Source organism: Streptomyces erythrochromogenes (genome assembly GCF_040684695.1).
GTDB classification, from domain to species: Bacteria; Actinomycetota; Actinomycetes; order Streptomycetales; family Streptomycetaceae; genus Streptomyces; species Streptomyces erythrochromogenes_C.
In genome coordinates this window covers 109,818-124,999 of sequence record NZ_JBFBGM010000004.1, presented here as the reverse complement: position 1 = coordinate 124,999, position 15,182 = coordinate 109,818, and the positions used below count along the sequence as shown (strand labels likewise).

General features: G+C 69.3%; 11 protein-coding genes. 4 read left to right on the top strand and 7 right to left on the bottom strand.

Annotated features, from left to right (window positions below):
* Nucleotides 1–32 precede the first annotated feature (32 nt).
* The 7 genes from AB0O53_RS09490 to AB0O53_RS09460 all read right to left on the bottom strand — a co-directional run bounded on the left by AB0O53_RS09490 (nt 33) and on the right by AB0O53_RS09460 (nt 10,972).
* Nucleotides 33–1,085 carry an ABC transporter ATP-binding protein gene (locus AB0O53_RS09490; protein ID WP_350988065.1) on the bottom strand — a complete coding sequence of 351 codons (1,053 nt, stop codon included), beginning with the start codon at nt 1,083–1,085 and terminating at the stop codon, nt 33–35.
* On the bottom strand, nt 1,078–2,169 hold the full coding sequence (locus tag AB0O53_RS09485) for an ABC transporter ATP-binding protein (RefSeq protein ID WP_350988067.1): 1,092 nt from the start codon (nt 2,167–2,169) through the stop codon (nt 1,078–1,080). The genes AB0O53_RS09490 and AB0O53_RS09485 overlap by 8 nt, the downstream gene beginning before the upstream one ends.
* 9 nt (nt 2,170–2,178) lie before the next feature.
* A complete protein-coding gene (locus AB0O53_RS09480; RefSeq protein ID WP_350988069.1) occupies nt 2,179–3,102 on the bottom strand; it encodes an ABC transporter permease in 924 nt (307 codons plus the stop codon).
* Between the two features lie 23 nt (nt 3,103–3,125).
* On the bottom strand, nt 3,126–4,052 hold the full coding sequence (locus AB0O53_RS09475; RefSeq protein WP_326478217.1) for an ABC transporter permease: 927 nt from the start codon (nt 4,050–4,052) through the stop codon (nt 3,126–3,128).
* A 199-nt stretch (nt 4,053–4,251) separates the two neighbouring features.
* Nucleotides 4,252–5,907: a peptide ABC transporter substrate-binding protein gene (locus tag AB0O53_RS09470; RefSeq protein ID WP_350988072.1), complete on the bottom strand. Its 1,656-nt coding sequence runs from the start codon at nt 5,905–5,907 to the stop codon at nt 4,252–4,254.
* A 471-nt stretch (nt 5,908–6,378) separates the two neighbouring features.
* Nucleotides 6,379–8,283: a translational GTPase TypA gene (typA, locus tag AB0O53_RS09465; protein WP_350988074.1), complete on the bottom strand. Its 1,905-nt coding sequence runs from the start codon at nt 8,281–8,283 to the stop codon at nt 6,379–6,381.
* Nucleotides 8,284–8,626: 343 nt separating this feature from the next.
* A complete protein-coding gene (locus tag AB0O53_RS09460; RefSeq protein ID WP_365194324.1) occupies nt 8,627–10,972 on the bottom strand; it encodes an ABC transporter family substrate-binding protein in 2,346 nt (781 codons plus the stop codon).
* Between the two features lie 347 nt (nt 10,973–11,319).
* Here AB0O53_RS09460 and AB0O53_RS09455 point away from each other — a divergent pair, with 347 nt between their 5' ends.
* The 4 genes from AB0O53_RS09455 (at nt 11,320) to AB0O53_RS09440 (ending at nt 15,148) form a co-directional block, all read left to right on the top strand.
* The gene (locus AB0O53_RS09455) at nt 11,320–11,541 is read left to right on the top strand and encodes an Rv0250c family protein (protein WP_350988078.1); all 222 of its coding nucleotides are present in this window, start codon (nt 11,320–11,322) and stop codon (nt 11,539–11,541) included.
* Nucleotides 11,542–11,653: 112 nt separating this feature from the next.
* Nucleotides 11,654–12,478 (top strand): succinate dehydrogenase subunit SdhC, encoded by an 825-nt coding sequence (gene sdhC, locus AB0O53_RS09450; protein ID WP_365194322.1) that lies wholly within the window; start codon nt 11,654–11,656, stop codon nt 12,476–12,478.
* 1 nt (nt 12,479) lies between these two features.
* Nucleotides 12,480–14,378: a fumarate reductase/succinate dehydrogenase flavoprotein subunit gene (locus AB0O53_RS09445; protein ID WP_350988082.1), complete on the top strand. Its 1,899-nt coding sequence runs from the start codon at nt 12,480–12,482 to the stop codon at nt 14,376–14,378.
* Complete coding sequence (locus AB0O53_RS09440) at nt 14,378–15,148, top strand: succinate dehydrogenase/fumarate reductase iron-sulfur subunit (protein WP_350988084.1); 771 nt, start codon at nt 14,378–14,380, stop codon at nt 15,146–15,148. The genes AB0O53_RS09445 and AB0O53_RS09440 overlap by 1 nt, the downstream gene beginning before the upstream one ends.
* Nucleotides 15,149–15,182: the final 34 nt, after the last annotated feature.

Genomic DNA, 15,182 nt, shown 5'->3' with positions numbered 1-15,182 from the left:
GGAACCGGCCGCATGCGCGGAACGTGCGCGGATCAGACCGCCAGGATGGCCTTCTCCTCGGCGAAGTGGCACGCCGACTCGTGCGCCGCCAGGGTGTTGACACCCTTGAAGCGCTCCGGGATCGCCAGCAGCGGCTCCTCGGTGGAGCACTTGTCCTGGGCCTTCCAGCAGCGGGTGCGGAAGCGGCAGCCCGACGGCGGGTTGGCCGGGGACGGGACGTCACCGGTGAGGATGATGCGCTCGCGGGACTCGCGGACCTCGGGGTCCGGGACCGGGACCGCCGACAGCAGCGCCTGGGTGTAGGGGTGCGTCGGGTGGTCGTAGATCTGCGCGTCGGTGCCGATCTCGGCCATCTTGCCGAGGTACATGACGCCGACGCGGTCCGAGATGTGCCGGACGATCGAGAGGTCGTGCGCGATGAAGATGTAGGACAGGTTGAACTCGTCCTGCAGCTTCTCCATCAGGTTGATGACCTGCGCCTGCACCGACACGTCGAGCGCGGAGACCGGCTCGTCGCAGATGATGATCTCCGGGTTGAGCGCGAGGCCGCGGGCGATGCCGATGCGCTGGCGCTGGCCGCCGGAGAACTGGTGCGGGTAGCGGTTGATGTACTCCGGGTTCAGGCCCACGACGTCCAGGAGCTCCTGGACCTTGCGGCGCCGGTCGCCCTTCGGAGCCACCTCGGGGTGGATCTCGAAGGTCTCCCCGATGATGTCGCCGACCGTCATGCGCGGGTTCAGCGAGGTGTACGGGTCCTGGAACACCATCTGGATGTTGCGGCGCACGGCCTTCAGCGCGCGCCCCGACAGCTTGGTGATGTCCTGGCCCTTGTAGAAGACCTCGCCGGCGGTGGCCCGCTCCAGGTTCATCAGGAGCTTGGCGACCGTGGACTTGCCACAGCCGGACTCGCCCACGATGCCGAGGGTCTCGCCCTGGTACAGGTCGAAGGACACGCCGTCGACGGCCTTGACCGCGCCGACCTGCTTCTTGAAGAGGATGCCCTGGGTCAGCGGGAAGTGCTTGACCAGGTTGCGCACCTGGAGGATCGGCTCGCGCTCGGTGGTGTTCTTGCTGAGCTCAGCCATGGATCTGGTCCTTCCAGAAGTGGCACGCGCTCCCGCGGCCGGGCAGTTCGGTGCCGTCCAGCTCGGTGACCGGGTGCAGGACCGGGATCTCCGTACGGCAGATGTCCTGCGCCTTGGGGCACCGGGGGCTGAAGGCACAGCCCGTCGGGATGCGGAGCAGGTTGGGCGGCAGGCCCTTGATCGCGTAGAGCTCCTGGCCCTTCTGGTCCAGGCGCGGGATCGAGTCCAGCAGGCCCCGGGTGTACGGGTGCGAGGGGCGCTTGTAGATCTCGTGGACCGGAGCGGTCTCGACGATCCGGCCCGCGTACATGACCGCGATCTTGTCCGCGACGTCGGCGACCACGCCGAGGTCGTGGGTGATCAGGATCAGGCCCATGTTCATCTCGCGCTGGAGCTCCGCGAGCAGGTCCATGACCTGGGCCTGGACGGTCACGTCGAGGGCCGTGGTGGGCTCGTCGGCGATGATCAGGTCCGGCTCCAGGGCCAGCGCCATGGCGATCATGATGCGCTGGCGCATACCGCCGGAGAACTGGTGCGGGTAGTCCCCCACGCGCGCCTTGGCGGCGGGGATCTTCACCCGGTCCATGAGCTCGATGGCCTTGGCCTTGGCGTCCTTCTTGGACATGCCGCGGTGGACGCGGAACATCTCGCCGAGCTGGTCGCCCACCGAGTAGACCGGGTTCAGGGAGGACAGCGCGTCCTGGAAGATCATCGCCATCTTGTCGCCGCGGAGCTTGCGGCGCTCCTCGTCGGACATCTTGAGGATGTCGCGGCCGTGGAAGCGCACCTCGCCGCCGGCGACCCGTCCGGGCGGGCTGTCGAGGATGCCCATGATCGCCTGCGCGGTGACGGACTTGCCGGAGCCGGACTCGCCGAGCACGGCGAGGGTCTCGCCGGCGCTGACGCTGTAGCTCACGCCGTTGACGGCCTTGGCGACCCCGTCACGGGTCTTGAACTCGACCTGGAGGTTGTCCACCTCCAGCAGCGGCACGGCGGACCCGCCGCCCGTCTCCGCAACGCTGAGAATCTCCGACGTCGTCACGCCGCCACCTTCGTCCTGCTTGCTGATGTTGTCTCGGAGCATCGGGCGGCCCTACCGCAGCTTCGGGTCGAGCGCGTCACGCAGGCCGTCGCCGACGAAGGCGAAGCCGAGCACGGTGACGACGACGAAGAGGCTGGGGTACAGCCACAGGTAGTCGTGGACGCCGATGAAGGCCTGACCGGCCGCCAGCATGTTGCCCCACTCCGGAACGTCGACCGGGACACCGGCGCCGAGGAAGGAGAGGGCCGCGACGCCGATGATCGTGGTACCGACGTTGAACGTCGCGTAGACCAGGACGGGGGTCAGCGAGTTGGGCAGGATGTGCGTGCGGACGATCCGGCCGCCGCTGGCGCCGAGCGCCTTGGCAGCGTGGACGTAGTCCATCTCGCGCACCGACAGGATCGAGCTGCGCAGCAGTCGGGAGACGGTCGCCCACGAGAAGACCGCGAGCGAGATGATCACCGGGGTGATGCCGCGGCCGGTGACCAGGATGATGACGACGGCACCGATCATCAGCGGGAACGCGAGGAAGACGTCCGCGATGCGCATGACGAGGGTGTCGGCGAAGCCGGCGAAGTAGCCGGCGATGGCGCCGAGGGCGACACCGATCAGCACGGCGAAGAAGATCGAGGCGAGGCCGACGAACATGGCCACGCGGGTACCGGCTATGAGGCGCGAGAACATGTCGCGGCCCAGGGCGTCGGTGCCCATCCAGTGCGTGCCGTTGGGCGACGCGAGGGTGTTCTCCAGGTCCTGCGCACCGGGGTCGAACGGCGTGAACATGTTGCCGAAGATCGCGGTGATGAACAGCAGGGTGATGATCACGAGTCCGACGACGGCCAGCTTGTTCTGGACGAAGCGGTGGCGGATCTCGCCCCACTGGGTGAGCTGCTTGGGGGTTGCTTCAGGGGCGGCCGGGGTGGCCGGCACGGGGCTCTCGTCCCCGATCGCCGGGCTCTTGACGAGCTCAGACATGAGGAAATCCTCCTTGGGGGCGGTCAGCTGAGGCGGATACGCGGGTCGAGGGCCGCGTACAGCAGGTCCACGATGAGGCTGAGGACGACGAAGATGGCGACGCTGTAGGTCACTACGCCGATCACGATCGGGTTGTTCTGCTGCTGGATCGCCTGAACCAGTGCCAGACCGACACCGTCCCAGTTGAAGATCGCCTCGGTGATGAGCGCGCCACCGAGAAGTGCGCCGAACGAGATGCCCAGGTAGGTGACAACCGGGATGGACGAGTTGCGGAGCACGTGCTTGAACAGCACGCGACGGCGCGGAAGTCCCTTGGCCACGGCGGTCTTCACGTAGTCCGCGCGCAGCACCTCGAGCATCGTGCCGCGGGTGAGGCGGGCGACGAACGCGATGTCGGTGATGGCGAGGGTGACCGCGGGCAGGATCATGCCTTCGAGCTTGTCTCCGCCGAGTTGCGGGAACCACTGGAGTTCGACCGCGAACCACTTCATGAGCAGCATGCCGATCACGAAGGTCGGGAATCCGACCATCATGGTCGTAAAGAATGTCGTGGCCATGTCCAAGATGCTGTATCTGTACAGGGCGGCGATGATGCCGACGCCCATACCGAACACCGTCACGAGAGCGATGGCCAGCAGGGCCAGCTTCGCGGTGTTCGCCAGCTTGGGGCCGAGGATCTCGGACACCTCGCGGCGCTGGACGAAGTCCTCGCCGAGGTCTCCGGTCGCGACCTTCGACACGTAGTTCACATACTGCTCGGGCAGCGACTTGTCGAGCCCGTACCGCGCCTTGAGCTCCGCGACCACTGCGGGGTCGCGTGCCTTGTCGCTGCCTGCGATCGAGCCCACGGGGTCACCGGGGAGAACGAAAAGACAAGCGAACAGAACCATGGTCGCGCCGATGAGGACTATGACCATCTGCCCGAGGCGACGGGCGACGTACCTTCCCATGTTTGTGCCTCTCTACCTGGCCGCTTCTGGGAGCAGCGGCCTCCGGCCCAAGGAAACGGGCCGGCTCTCGGCCTGCGGGGATTGCCCGCGGATGTGAGGGGTGCCGAAGTAAAAACGGCCTGCCGAGCGGGGCCGCGGCCCACCGGTCACCCGGGGGCCGCGGCACGTTCGCTCCTGACGGATATACCGTCCGAACCGATTACTTCTTGAGCGAGATCTTCTCGAGGATCGGGTCCTCGTTGAAGTTGATGTCGTCCAGACCGTTGAACTTGTCGGTCGCCATCAGGCGGAACTGGGAACGGTTGAACGTCGGGATGAGGGCCATGTCCTCCATGGCCATCTTCTCGGCGTCCTTGTACATCGCCGTACGCGCGGCCTCGTCCTTGGTGGCGCGGGCCGTGTCGACCAGCTTGTCGAACGCGGGGTTGTTGTAACGGGCGCGGTTGTCACCGCTCACGTTGCCCTCGGCGTCCTTGTTCATCGATGCCGAGTGCAGCAGCGGGAACAGGAAGTTCTCCGGGGTCGGGTAGTCCGCACCCCACGCGAAGCGGTAGACGCCGGTGGCCTGGGCGCCCTGCTGCTCCTTGAGCATGCCCGGGAAGTCCTTGCCGTCCAGCTTGACCTTCAGGCCGAGGACGTCCTCGAGCTGACGCGCGACGGCCTGGACCCACTCTTCGTGGCCCGCACCGGTGTTGAAGGAGAACTTGATCTCGGTACCCGGCTTCAGGCCCGCCTTCTCGGCGTGCTCCTTGGCCTTGGCGACGTCCTGCTTGACGCAGGAGGTGCACAGGTCCTTCTGGTACGCCTTCGGGAACGCCGGCGGCACGATGGTCGTCGACGGGGTCTGGTAGCCCTGGAAGACACCCTTGGCGATGGCCTGACGGTCGATCGCGTAGGAGATCGCCAGACGGGCGTCCTTGCTGTTGGTCGGGCCGTTGTCACCGATCGGCAGAACGTAGTTCATGCCGTTGGTGTCCTTGGCGAACCACTTGTTCTGCGGCTTGTACTTCGCCTCGGCCGTCTTCAGCATCGGCGTCGGGATGTGCGCGTAGTCGAAGGTGCCGGCCTGGAAGCCGTCGTACTCGAGCTGCTGCGCGGTCTTGTCGTTGAGGAGGGTGACCTGGACCTTGTCCAGCTTCGCCTTCTCCAGGCCGTAGTCGTCGTTGCGGACGAGGTTGATGGCCTTGTTGTGCTCCCAGCTGCCGTCCATCTTGAACGGACCGTTGCCGATGGGGGCCTCGCCGAACGCCTTGTCCTCTTCGCCGACCTTGGCGGCCTTCGGGACCGGGCTGTAGGCGGTGTGCGCCGTCTTCAGCACGAACTCGCAGTCGGCCTTGGACAGGTCGACCTTGATGGTGTGCGGGTCCGGGGTGGTGACACCGGAGAAGGTCTTGGCCGAGCCGTCCTGCAGCTCCGCGTAACCCTTGATGCCGGCGAAGTGGTACGCCACGTCGGACGCGGCGGCCTTGTGCGCGGAACGCGCCCAACCGCGGGCGAACGCCTCGGCGTCGACGACCTCGCCGTTGGAGAACTTGGTGTCGGCCTTGACCTTGAAGGTCCAGGAGGTGCAGCCCTCGTCCGAGCTGGCCGACTCGGCCAGCGCGGGCTCGGCCAGGCCGTCCGGCGTGTTCGAGTACAGGCCGGTGAACAGGGCGTTCGACAGCAGGATGCCCGTGGACTCGTGGGCACGCCCCGGGTCGATGGTGTCCGGCTCCGTGCTGCCCAGGCGGAACGTGCCGCCGCCGGCAGCGTTGCCCTTGTCCTTGCTGTCACCGTCACCGCCGCCACAGGCGGTAGCGGCCAGGGCGACGACAACCGCGCCCACGACCCACTTGGCGCTCTTGGCACCGCGCATGGGTTTCCTCCTCATGAGTCCACTGATCGACTTGAGGGGCATGAAAACCTCGCCGACACCCCTGACGGCGAATGGTTTCCTGCCCATAGTGTGCTCGTGAGTCGGCGCGATCCCCACATCGCGTGACCCATTGACCCGAGCTCAATGGAGCCATCCTCAAGTACCGCCAGGCCGTAAACCACACTTAAGTGGTCTCGTTTTCACAACATCGATCCGCGGCAGAAACCCGAAATCCGGACAAACGGATAGGAGACAGACACGTGCGAAACGGACGGTTAGCTCATCATCCGGAGTGTCACGGTCGGTATGCGGACACCTGAACGCAAAAATCCGCTTGACAAAAGCGAACAGCCCCTCCGCTCACGGACTCCGTGAGGGGAGGGGCTGCCGTTTTCCCGCACCCCGACGGCCTGCCGGGGCCGCCGCGGCCGCCGCCCGAGCAAACCCGGGGCGGCGGCCCGAACGCGGTTACTACTTGGCGGACTTGGCGCGCGACGCGGTGCGCGAGCGGTCCTTCTGGTCCAGGACGACCTTGCGGATGCGGACGGCCTCCGGGGTCACCTCGACGCACTCGTCGTCGCGGCAGAACTCCAGGGACTGCTCCAGGGAGAGCTTGCGCGGCGGGACGATCGCCTCGAAGGAGTCGGCCGAGGAGGAGCGCATGTTGGTGAGCTTCTTCTCCTTGGTGATGTTCACGTCCATGTCGTCGGCGCGCGAGTTCTCGCCGACGATCATGCCCTCGTACACCTCGGTGCCGGGGTCGGTGAACAGGACGCCGCGCTCCTGGAGGTTGGTCATCGCGAACGCGGTGACCGCACCGGCGCGGTCGGCGACCAGGGAGCCGTTGTTACGGGTGACCAGCTGGCCGAACCACGGCTCGTGGCCCTCGTGGATCGAGTGGCCGATGCCGGTGCCGCGGGTCTGCGTCAGGAACTCCGTACGGAAGCCGATCAGGCCGCGGGACGGGACGACGAACTCCATGCGGACCCAGCCGGAGCCGTGGTTCGACATGTTGTCCATGCGGCCCTTGCGGACGCCCATGAGCTGCGTGACGGCGCCCATGTGCTCCTCGGGCACGTCGATCGTCATGCGCTCGACCGGCTCGTGCACCTTGCCGTCGATCTCGCGGGTGACGACCTGCGGCTTGCCGATGGTCAGCTCGAAGCCCTCGCGGCGCATCTGCTCGACGAGGATCGCCAGCGCGAGCTCACCGCGGCCCTGGACCTCCCAGGCGTCCGGGCGCTCGGTGTCGAGCACGCGCAGCGAGACGTTACCGATCAGCTCGCGGTCGAGGCGGTCCTTGACCTGGCGGGCGGTGACCTTGCGGTCCTTGACCGCGGCCTTGGCGTCCGCGCCCTTGCCGGAGCCGCCGCGGCCGACCATCGGGGAGGTGTTGGTGCCGATGACCATGGAGATGGCCGGCTCGTCCACCGTGATCAGCGGCAGCGCGATCGGGTTCTCCGGGTCGGCCAGCGTCTCACCGATCATGATCTCGGGGATACCGGCGACGGCGCAGATGTCACCGGGGCCGGCGACCTCGGCCGGCTTGCGGGTGAGCGCCTCGGTCATCATCAGCTCGGTGATGCGGACGCTGGAGATGGTGCCGTCACGCTTGATCCACGCGACCGTCTGGCCCTTGCGCAGCTCGCCCTGCTCGACGCGGAGCAGCGCGATGCGGCCGAGGAAGTTGTCGGCGTCCAGGTTGGTGACGTGGGCCTGGAGGGGGGCCTCCTCGTCGTAGACCGGGGCCGGGACGTGCTCCAGGATCGTGGAGAAGAAGGGCTCCAGGTTCTCGCTGTCGGCGGGGACGGTGCCGTCCTCCGGCTTGGTCAGCGAGGCGATGCCGTCACGGCCGCAGGCGTAGACGATCGGGAACTCGATCTGGTCCTCGTCGGCGTCCAGGTCCAGGAACAGGTCGTAGGTCTCGTTGACGACCTCGTCGATCCGGGAGTCCGGGCGGTCCGTCTTGTTGATGCAGAGGATGACCGGCTTGCGCTGCTGGAGCGCCTTGCGGAGCACGAAGCGGGTCTGCGGGAGCGGACCCTCGGAGGCGTCCACCAGCAGGACGACGGCGTCGACCATCGACAGACCGCGCTCGACCTCGCCACCGAAGTCGGCGTGGCCGGGGGTGTCGATGATGTTGATCGTGATCGGGGCCCCGCCGTCCTTGGGGTGATACTTCACCGCCGTGTTCTTGGCGAGGATCGTGATGCCCTTCTCACGCTCCAGGTCGTTCGAGTCCATCATGCGGTCGTCGAGCTGCTGGTGGGCGGCGAAGGCACCGGCCTGCTTGAGCATGGCGTCGACGATGGTCGTCTTGCCATGGTCGACGTGGGCGACGATGGCGACGTTACGGATGTCGTGGCGCGTGGGCACTTCGGCGCTTCTCCCGGGATCGTGGATGGCGTCGCGTACGGCCTGGCACGCGCGCCTCGACCGGGCGAAAACCTGCCACGGCCTTACCCCATGGTACGTCGAATGGCGGGAACCGCCTGCCGGGGGGTCTGTCAAGAGGCCGGAGGAATGAGCGCGGCCGGGCGCGAGGTGGGGTGCCCGGGCCGCCGTTCCTGCGGGAAATCATGCGGGTCAACGGGTACGCACGACCTTGCCCGCCGTGCTCGACGGCGGGCAAGGGACTTGAGTCACATCTGAGCTTGTGACCCTCGGGTCAACCTGACAGGCACCGCTTTGTCACCACATCTTCGCCGCGGCGCCGCGGCTACTTCTTCTTGTCCTTGGCGGTCGGCGCCTTCTTCCATCCGATGTCCTGGTAGCGGGGGGCGCCGAGCCCGAAGGCGCCGGCGTTGACCAGGCCGGGCTTGACGGCCACCAGCTCCGGCCGCTGGAAGAGCGGGATGGAGCCGGCCGCGGCCCAGATCCGGGCGTCGGCCTTGCGCACCAGCTCGCGGGACTGCGCCTCGTCCAGTTCCCCCAGGGCCTGGTCGAAGAGCTGGTCGATGTGGTCGGTGCCGACCCGCGTGTAGTTCTGTTCGACCAGGAGCGAGCCGTCCGCCGCCGGCTCCGGCTTGGCGAAGATCGGCCGGGCGTCGGTGGCCGGGAAGGCCGTCGCCGGCCAGGAGTACAGCGCCAGGTCGTACTGGCCCGAGGCGATGTGGTCCTTGAAGAAGCTGTCGTCGGCCACCTTGGTCGTCTCGGTGTTCACCCCGAGCTTGCGGAGCGTCTGGGCGATCCGCTCGCCGACGGTGCGCAGGGACTCCGAGCCGGGTCCGGCCGGGAGGACGAAGCGCAGGGTGAGCGCCTTGCCGTCCTTGGCGAGCATGTTGCCCGAGGTGCGGGTGGCCTGCTTGGCCGGTGCCGGGGAGCCCTTGACCGGGTCGGCCGCGTCGCCGTCCCGGGCCGCGCTGCGCTTGGCGTCGTCCACGACGGGGCGGGCCATGGCCGCCTGGGCCAGCAGGGAGGCCTGCTGCTGGGCCCCGAAGGGAGCGGGTGCCAGCACCGGGGAGACCCGGTCCCGCCCGCCGTCCGCCGGGGACGCGGCGGTGTCGGCGGTGTCCGTGGTGTCGGCCGCCCCGGCTCCGGCCCCGGCGGCCCTGTCCTGCGCCGTGCCCGCGCCGTCGCCGTTGGCCCCGTCGTCCTGGCCCACGATGTAGAGGCCGTCGTTCCCGGTGCCCGGGCCCGCGGGGGTCTTGCCGTCGTCCTGCGGCGCGCTCTCCGGGCCGGCCTTGGCCCCGGCCGGCTCGGTGATCTTGCCGCCGCGGCGCCAGCCGGCGTCGGCGAGGAGGGCCTGGGCCGCCTTGGCGTCCTGGCCGCCGAGGGCGCCGCTGTTGTCGGCGTACGCCTGCTGCCCGGCCAGGGCCACGTGGCTGCCGACCGGCTTCGCGGGCAGGCCCAGCGGCTTGAGCACCAGGTCGGCCAGCGCCTGGCGGTCCAGGGCGCGGGCCACGGCCCGGCGCACCCGCTCGTCCGCGAGCGGACCGGACGAGCCGTTCATCGCGAGCTGCGTGTAGGCCGGCTCCAGGGACTTTCGGACCTTGAAGCTCCGCAGGGCCTTCTGCTCGTCCGCGTACCGCTTCACCGACTCGGTGTGCTTGGTGCGGGACTCCTTCTCCTGCGCCGCCTTCTCCTCGTCCGTGCCGAAGGCGTTCGCCCACGACAGGGTGGCCTGCGCCGGGGTCATCGCGGCGCCGGGGCCGTGCGCCGGGGCGCCGCCCGCGCCCGCGCCGCCCTTGCCGGAGGCGTCGCGGCGGGCCAGGGCGATGCGGTCGGCCCCCGAGCGGTCGATCTCGGCCAGGTCGAGCCTGCCCGCGGCCAGCGCCGCCGGGCGCTCGGCACGGGGCACCGCCGTCAGGACCAGGGTGTCCAGCTTGGCCTGCCGGCCCCACCAGCGGGGGTTGCGGGTCAGGGCGACGGTGCCGGTCTTCTTGTCGATCGCGCCGAGGGCGAAGGGCCCGGCGGTGACCTTCAGTGCGCCGCGGGCGCCCTCGTTGAAGGCGTCCGGCGTACCGGTGACCTGCTTGGGGTAGAGCGGGGAGAACAGCGAGCGCCAGTCCGCGTACGGCTTGGCGAAGGTGACCCGGACCTCCAGGTCGGTCTTGCCCTTCTCGATCTTCTCGATGCGCTCGTAGCCGGCGTTGCGCGCCGTCCAGTACGCCGAGTCCTTGCCGTTCAGGGCCCGCCACTGGGCCACGAAGTCGGGGGCGCCGATCTCCCGCCCGTCGCTCCACACGGCCTGCTGGTTCAGCTTGTACAGGACGACCTGCTTGGGCTCCCGCTCGATGACCTCGGCCTTCTCCAGGTAGTCGGGGTTGGCCACCGGCCGGCCCTTGGCGTCCAGCACGAACAGCTGCGGCAGCACGGCTCCCGCGATCCTGCTGGTGGTGGCGTCCGCGTCGGCCTGGAAGGCGTTGAGGGTCTCCGGGAGGGCGTCGACCGCCCACCGCAGCACGCCCCCGTCCGCGACCTTGTCGCGGGTGGTCGTCGCGATGTCCTGCCCTGCGGCGGCCGGGCCGCCCTCGTCGTCACCCGCGCCGCAGCCCGTGAGCAGCGGCAGTGCGAGGACTCCCGAGGTCAGGAGCGCCAAGGACCTGCGCCTTCTCTGGGACATGGGTGGTACCTCCGGGGCGGGGCTTGGGGGAAGCGTGATCACGTTCGGCGGTATATGGAGCTGATCACACCGGTTGCCGGATTCCACTGAAATCGACGGCGCTCCGCACCCTTCGCAGCCGCCTCTCGCCACGCCGCGAACCCCACCCGTGCGGACCAATCCCCGTTGGGCCGCAGGAGCGCGCTCCCCCGGGGAAGGGACGAAAATGGGGAGGGGGAGGGGCGCACACTTCACGCCTGCGCGCCCGCAATCGCTGCACGTCCCTTCACAACCGGGGACACGAAGCGCGACACTCGCAGGCGCACATGAGCGTTGCCACCGCACCCTGGCGGAAATGAGGGCAAATCATGTCCCTGCACGACGACCTGACCGCTGTACGACGCAACCTGGACGAGCTGACGCGCAAGGTCGAGCGGCTGGAGCAGCAGGCCGCGGCCACCCGCGGGAAGCCCGCGCCGCCGCCGGACCCGTCCCGGATGGTGACGGTCCCGGACACCCCCTACGACAGCACGCTCTGGACGGACTCCGACGACGAGGGCCTCGGCGCCCGCGACCGCCGCGCGCCCTGACGCCTCCCCCGCCCGATCCGCACACCGTCCACCCCGCACACCCGTCCGGCCCGGCCGCCCCGCGGCCGGGCCGCGCGGGAGCGACCCCTCACCCCTCCCACCGGAGTCCTCCTTGGCCACAGGCACGGAACGACCCCAGCAGCGGCCCGGCGGCGTCCACGACGCCTCGCGGGCCGCGATCGCGGCCCGTCACCTGCGGACCGACCGGTGGTGGCTGGCCCCCGCCGGCACCGCGGCCGGACTGCTCGCCTTCATCGTCTACTCGACCTGGCGGGCCTTCGCCAACGCCGACTACTACGCCGCCCCCTACGTCTCCCCCTTCTACTCCCCCTGCCTGGCGGAGAACTGCGAGGAGATGCGCGGCGGCCCCAACTGGGACCTCTTCGGCAGCTGGTGGGGCCTGTCCCCCGCGCTGCTGATCCTGGTCTTCCCGCTCGGCTTCCGGCTGACCTGCTACTACTACCGCAAGGCCTACTACCGGGGCTTCTGGGCCTCACCGCCCGCCTGCGCCGTCGCCGAGCCGCACGCGGGGTACACCGGCGAGACCCGCTTCCCGCTGATCCTCCAGAACGCCCACCGGTACTTCTTCTACGCGGCGATCCCGGTGGCGGGCATCCTCACGTACGACACCGTGCTGACCTTCCGCGACGAGCACTACGCCTGGGGCCACATGGGCCTGGGAACCCTGCTGTTCCTCGTCAACATCGCGCTGATCTGGGCGTACACGCTGTCCTGCCACTCCTGCCGCCACATCATGGGCGGCCGGCTCAAGCACTTCTCGAAGCACCCGGTGCGCTACCGCCTCTGGGGCTGGATCAGCCGGCTCAACTCCCGCCACATGCAACTGGCCTGGGCCTCCCTGATCAGCGTGGCCCTGTGCGACTTCTACGTCTACCTGCTGGCCAGCGGCGCCTTCACCGACCCGAGGATCTTCTGAAATGGCTCAAGTGGAACGGCAGCAGTGGGACGTGGTCGTGGTCGGCGCGGGGGGCGCGGGGCTGCGGGCCGCGATCGAGGCCCGCGAGCGGGGCGCCCGTACGGCCGTGATCTGCAAGTCCCTCTTCGGCAAGGCCCATACGGTGATGGCGGAGGGCGGGATCGCCGCCTCCATGGGCAACGTCAACGAGGGCGACAACTGGCAGGTGCACTTCCGCGACACCATGCGCGGGGGGAAGTTCCTCAACCAGTGGCGGATGGCCGAGCTCCACGCCAAGGAGGCCCCGGACCGGGTGTGGGAGCTGGAGACGTGGGGTGCGCTCTTCGACCGCACCCCCGACGGGAAGATCTCCCAGCGCAACTTCGGCGGGCACGAGTACCCCCGCCTCGCGCACGTCGGCGACCGCACCGGCCTGGAGCTGATCCGCACCCTCCAGCAGAAAATCGTCGCCCTGCAGCAGGAGGACTTCAAGGAGTACGGGGACTACGAGGCCCGGCTCAAGGTCTTCCAGGAGTGCACGGTCACGCAGGTCCTCAAGGACGGACCCAAGGTCGCGGGGACCTTCTGCTACGAGCGCGAGTCCGGCCGCTTCTTCGTGCTGGAGGCGCCGGCCGTGGTCCTGGCCACCGGCGGCATCGGCAAGTCGTTCAAGACCACCTCCAACTCCTGGGAGTACACCGGCGACGGCCACGCGCTGGCCCTCCTCGCGGGCGCCCCGCTGCTCAACATGGAGTTCGTGCAGTTCCACCCGACCGGCATGGTCTGGCCGCCGTCGGTGAAGGGCATCCTCGTCACCGAGTCCGTGCGCGGCGACGGCGGGGTGCTGCGCAACTCCGAGGGCAAGCGGTTCATGTTCGACTACGTCCCCGACGTCTTCAAGGAGAAGTACGCGGAGTCCGAGGAGGAGGGCGACCGCTGGTACGAGGACCCGGACCACAACCGGCGCCCGCCCGAGCTGCTGCCCCGCGACGAGGTGGCGCGGGCGATCAACTCCGAGGTGAAGGCCGGCCGAGGCTCCCCGCACGGCGGGGTGTTCCTCGACGTGTCCACGCGGATGCCGGCCGAGCGGATCAGGCGGCGGCTGCCGTCCATGTACCACCAGTTCAAGGAGCTGGCGGACGTCGACATCACGGCGGAGCCGATGGAGGTCGGCCCGACCTGCCACTACGTGATGGGCGGCATAGCCGTCGACTCCGAGACCGCGGCCACCGTCGGGGTACCGGGGCTGTTCGCGGCCGGTGAGGTCGCGGGCGGGATGCACGGCTCGAACCGGCTCGGCGGGAACTCCCTGTCCGACCTGCTGGTCTTCGGACGGCGGGCCGGGCTGCACGCCGCCGAGTACGCGGCCTCGCCCTCCGCGCGCCCGGCCGTCTCCCAGGCCGGGATCGACGCGGCGGCCACGGAGGCGCTGGCCCCGTTCCACGCCGCCGAGGGCGCGGAGAACCCGTACACCCTCCACCAGGAACTCCAGGCGACCATGAACGACCTCGTCGGCATCATCCGCCGGGAGGGCGAGATGGCCGAGGCCCTGGAGCGGCTCGCGACCCTGCGCGTACGGGCCTCCCGGGCCGGCGTCGAGGGCCACCGGCAGTTCAACCCCGGCTGGCACCTCGCCCTGGACCTGCGGAACATGCTGCTGGTCAGCGAGTGCGTGGCCCGCGCGGCCCTGGAGCGCACCGAGAGCCGGGGCGGGCACACCCGCGAGGACTGCCCGGCGATGGAGCGGACCTGGCGCCCGGTGAACCTGCTGTGCCGGCCGGTGGACCCCGTACCGGCGGACCCGGCGGCCGACCGGATCGAGCTGGTCCGCACCCGCACCGATCCCATCCGTCCCGACCTGCTCGCGCTGTTCGACAAGGAAGAGCTGGTCAAGTACCTCGCCGAAGAGGAGCTCTACTGATGAGCACGTACGACGCGAGCTTCCGGATCTGGCGGGGCGACGCGGAGGGCGGGGACCTGCGGGACTTCACGGTCGAGGTGCACGACGGCGAGGTGGTCCTCGACATCGTCCACCGGCTCCAGGCCACCCAGGCGGCCGACCTGGCGGTGCGCTGGAACTGCAAGGCGGGCAAGTGCGGCTCGTGCAGCGCGGAGGTCAACGGCCGGCCGCGGCTGATGTGCATGACGCGCATGTCCACCTTCGAGCGGACCGAGACGATCACGATCACGCCGCTGCGTGCCTTCCCCGTGGTCCGGGACCTGGTCACGGACGTGTCCTTCAACTACCAGAAGGCGCGGGAGGTCCCGGCCTTCGTGCCGCCGGAGGGGGTGGCCCCGGGCGCGTACCGGATGCAGCAGATCGATGTGGAGCGCTCGCAGGAGTTCCGCAAGTGCATCGAGTGCTTCCTGTGCCAGGACACCTGTCACGTGGTGCGTGACCACGAGGAGAACAAGCCCGCCTTCGCCGGTCCCCGCTTCCTGATGCGGGTGGCGGAGCTGGACATGCACCCCCTGGACGCGGCCTCGGAGGCGGGCCTCGACCGCAAGCGGACCGCGCAGGAGGAGCACGGGCTCGGCTACTGCAACATCACCAAGTGCTGTACGGAGGTCTGCCCCGAGGGCATCAGGATCACCGACAACGCGCTGATCCCGCTGAAGGAGCGGGCGGTGGACCGCAAGTACGACCCGCTGGTCTGGCTCGGCAGCAGGATCGGGCGCCGGAAGGCCTGACGGACGGCACGCTACGGTGCGGACGGTCCGGGGG

What these genes read in the sequence shown, in the direction of transcription:
- AB0O53_RS09490 (WP_350988065.1), bottom strand. Translation starts at nt 1,085, where the DNA reads ATGGCTGAGCTCAGCAAGAACACCACCGAGCGCGAGCCGATCCTCCAG.
- AB0O53_RS09485 (WP_350988067.1), bottom strand. Translation starts at nt 2,169, where the DNA reads ATGCTCCGAGACAACATCAGCAAGCAGGACGAAGGTGGCGGCGTGACG.
- AB0O53_RS09480 (WP_350988069.1), bottom strand. Translation starts at nt 3,102, where the DNA reads ATGTCTGAGCTCGTCAAGAGCCCGGCGATCGGGGACGAGAGCCCCGTG.
- AB0O53_RS09475 (WP_326478217.1), bottom strand. Translation starts at nt 4,052, where the DNA reads ATGGGAAGGTACGTCGCCCGTCGCCTCGGGCAGATGGTCATAGTCCTC.
- AB0O53_RS09470 (WP_350988072.1), bottom strand. Translation starts at nt 5,907, where the DNA reads ATGCGCGGTGCCAAGAGCGCCAAGTGGGTCGTGGGCGCGGTTGTCGTC.
- AB0O53_RS09460 (WP_365194324.1), bottom strand. Translation starts at nt 10,972, where the DNA reads ATGTCCCAGAGAAGGCGCAGGTCCTTGGCGCTCCTGACCTCGGGAGTC.
- AB0O53_RS09455 (WP_350988078.1), top strand. Translation starts at nt 11,320, where the DNA reads ATGTCCCTGCACGACGACCTGACCGCTGTACGACGCAACCTGGACGAG.
- AB0O53_RS09445 (WP_350988082.1), top strand. Translation starts at nt 12,480, where the DNA reads ATGGCTCAAGTGGAACGGCAGCAGTGGGACGTGGTCGTGGTCGGCGCG.
- AB0O53_RS09440 (WP_350988084.1), top strand. Translation starts at nt 14,378, where the DNA reads ATGAGCACGTACGACGCGAGCTTCCGGATCTGGCGGGGCGACGCGGAG.